Annotated in this window: 2 protein-coding genes; both read right to left on the bottom strand. The window is 63.5% G+C overall.

Annotated elements, in window-relative coordinates; genetic code table 11:
- Window positions 1–1,215 (bottom strand): Fe-S cluster assembly protein SufD (gene sufD / locus CXY82_RS00155; protein ID WP_370443659.1); only part of this gene is annotated, 1,215 nt, incomplete at its 3' end.
- Window positions 1,216–2,634 (bottom strand): Fe-S cluster assembly protein SufB, encoded by a 1,419-nt coding sequence (gene sufB, locus CXY82_RS00150; RefSeq protein WP_104169162.1) that lies wholly within the window; start codon window positions 2,632–2,634, stop codon window positions 1,216–1,218. It abuts the gene before it with no gap.
- Between the last annotated feature and the right edge of the window lie 45 nt (window positions 2,635–2,679).

Genomic DNA, 2,679 nt, shown 5'->3' with positions numbered 1-2,679 from the left:
GGTGAGTTCTGCTTCGATGGCCGCCTGGAGGCGTTCTTCGAGCAGGGGGGAGCCGATTTGTTGCACGATCTCGCTGAGGAAGCCGCGCACGACGAGGCGCCGGGCCTCGTCTTCGCTGATGCCGCGGGACTGCAGGTAGAACAGCTGCTCGTCGTCGAAGCGGCCGGTCGCGCTCGCGTGCCCGGCCCCCGTGATGTCGCCGGTCTCGATCTCGAGGTTCGGGATCGAGTCCGCCCGGGTGCCTTCGGTGAGCACGAGGTTACGGTTCTGTTCGTAGCTGTCGGTCCCGGCCGCATCCCGCCCGATCAGGACGTCGCCGATCCACACGGTGCGGGCACCCTGACCCTGCAACGCACCCTTGTAGGTGACGCGGCTGCGACTGTTCGGCGCGACATGGTTCACGAACACCTGCTGCTCGAGGTGCTGGCCGGCGTCGGCGAAGTACAGGCCGAGCAGCTCCGTGTCCGAACCGATCCCGGCTAGACGCACCGACGGGTTCACCCGCACGATGCTGCCGCCCAGGCTCACCACGATGTGCTTCAACCGTGCGTCGCGGCCGATGGTGGCGAAGTGGTTCGTCAGGTGCACGGCCGTGTCGCCCCATTCCTGCAGACTGACCACGGTCAGGTTCGCGGACTCGCCCAGGATGATCTCGACGTTCTCGCTCAGCCGGGCCGCACCCGTGTTCTCCAGGATCAGGATGGCCTGGCTGAATGGCTTGGCCTCGATGATGGTGTGCGCGCCGCGCGCGCCGGAACCCAGGCCGGCACGGGTGACCGTGACCTCCTTGGCCTCCTCACCGCTGATCGTGATCGCGAGAGCCTTCTCGAAACTCGACCACGCGTTCGCCGACGCGCGCTCCTCGGGCGCCCCGGCCGAACCGATCCGCGGGTCGGTGCGATCGACCCAGGCGACGCTGACCCCGGGGACGCGTGAAGACTCGACCGGGTACTCCGACCCGTCGAGCACACCCGCGGTCAGGTCGGTGAACTTCTTCACCGGCGATAGCTTCCAGACCGCTTCACGACCCGTGACGGGACCGAAGTCGGCCACGTTCACGCTCGCGAACCGGTCCGACCGGGTCTGCACCGGCACATAACCGAAACGGCCGTCCGAGTGCTCCTTGATGCCGTGCTGCTCCGCAGTAGGCATGGCATCCGTTGTGGATGCCGGGGTGGTTGGTGGGGAATTGAGTTGTGCAGAGGCGGCGGACATTTAGCCGACGGATCCTTCCATGCCCATTTCAATGAGCTTGTTGAGTTCAAGGGCGTACTCCATCGGCAGCTCCCGGGCAATCGGCTCGATGAAGCCGCGCACGATCATGGCCATCGCCTCATCTTCGGGCATCCCCCGGCTCATCAGGTAGAACAGCTGCTCCTCGCTGACCCGCGACACCGTGGCCTCATGGCCCAACTGCACATCATCGACCCGGATATCGATCGACGGATACGTGTCCGAACGCGATTTCGTGTCCACCAGCAACGCGTCACAGCGCACCGTGTTCGCGGAGTGGTGCGCCGTGGCATCCACCCGCACCTCACCACGGTAACCAGACCGGCCACCACCCCGGGCAATCGACTTCGACACGATCGAAGACTGCGTATACGGCGCCATGTGGATCATCTTCGCGCCCGCATCCTGATGCTGACCGGGACCCGCGAACGCCACCGACAGGGTCTCCCCCTTAGCGTGCTCACCCATCAGATAAATCGACGGGTACTTCATCGTGACCTTGGAACCGATGTTGCCGTCGATCCACTCCATCGTGGCACCCTCCGCGGCCGTCGCACGCTTCGTGACCAGGTTGTAGACGTTCGTGGACCAGTTCTGGATAGTCGTGTAGCGAACGCGGGCATTTTTCTTCACAACAATCTCGACCACCGCGGAGTGCAGAGAATCGGACGAGTAGATCGGGGCCGTGCACCCCTCGATGTAGTGCACGTAGCTGCCCTCGTCGGCGATGATCAGGGTGCGCTCAAACTGCCCCATATTCTCCGTATTGATGCGGAAGTAGGCCTGCAGCGGGATCTCCACGTGCACGCCCGGCGGCACATAAACGAAAGAGCCGCCCGACCACACCGAGGTGTTCAGCGCCGCGAACTTGTTGTCGCCGGAGGGAATGATCGTGCCGAAGTACTCCTCGAAGAACTCCGGATGCTCCCTCAACGCCGTGTCAGTATCCATGAAGATGACACCCTGCGCAGCCAATTCTTCGTTGATCTGGTGGTAGACCACCTCGGACTCATACTGGGCCGCGACGCCGGAGACAAGACGCTGACGCTCGGCCTCGGGGATGCCGAGCTTCTCATAGGTGCTCTTGATGTCCTCGGGCAGGTCGTCCCAAGTCTGGGCCTGCTTCTCCGTGGAACGAACAAAATACTTGATGTTGTCGAAATCGATGCCCGACAGGTCAGCACCCCAAGTCGGCATCGGCTTGCGCTCAAACAATTCGAGGGCCCTGAGGCGACGCTGCAGCATCCACTCAGGCTCGCCCTTGAGATTGGAGATATCGGTCACCACCTCCGGCGAAATCCCGCGGCGGGCGGAGGCACCAGCAGCATCGGAGTCGGACCACCCGAATTCGTAGACACCGAGCCCCGCAAGTTCGGGGCGGTCAAGAAGGACGTCAGACATATTTACCTCTTCTGCCACCCCGGCAACCCGGATATTAGTCCGGTC

Source organism: Cryobacterium sp. M23 (genome assembly GCF_002929655.1).
GTDB lineage: Bacteria > Actinomycetota > Actinomycetes > Actinomycetales > Microbacteriaceae > Cryobacterium > Cryobacterium sandaracinum.
Note: the sequence above shows the minus strand (reverse complement) of the source record. Positions and strands in the feature narration are given on the sequence as shown.

Bases quoted from the DNA above. Each gene is read 5' to 3' on its own strand.
- sufB (WP_104169162.1), bottom strand. From the start codon at position 2,634: ATGTCTGACGTCCTTCTTGACCGCCCCGAACTTGCGGGGCTCGGTGTC.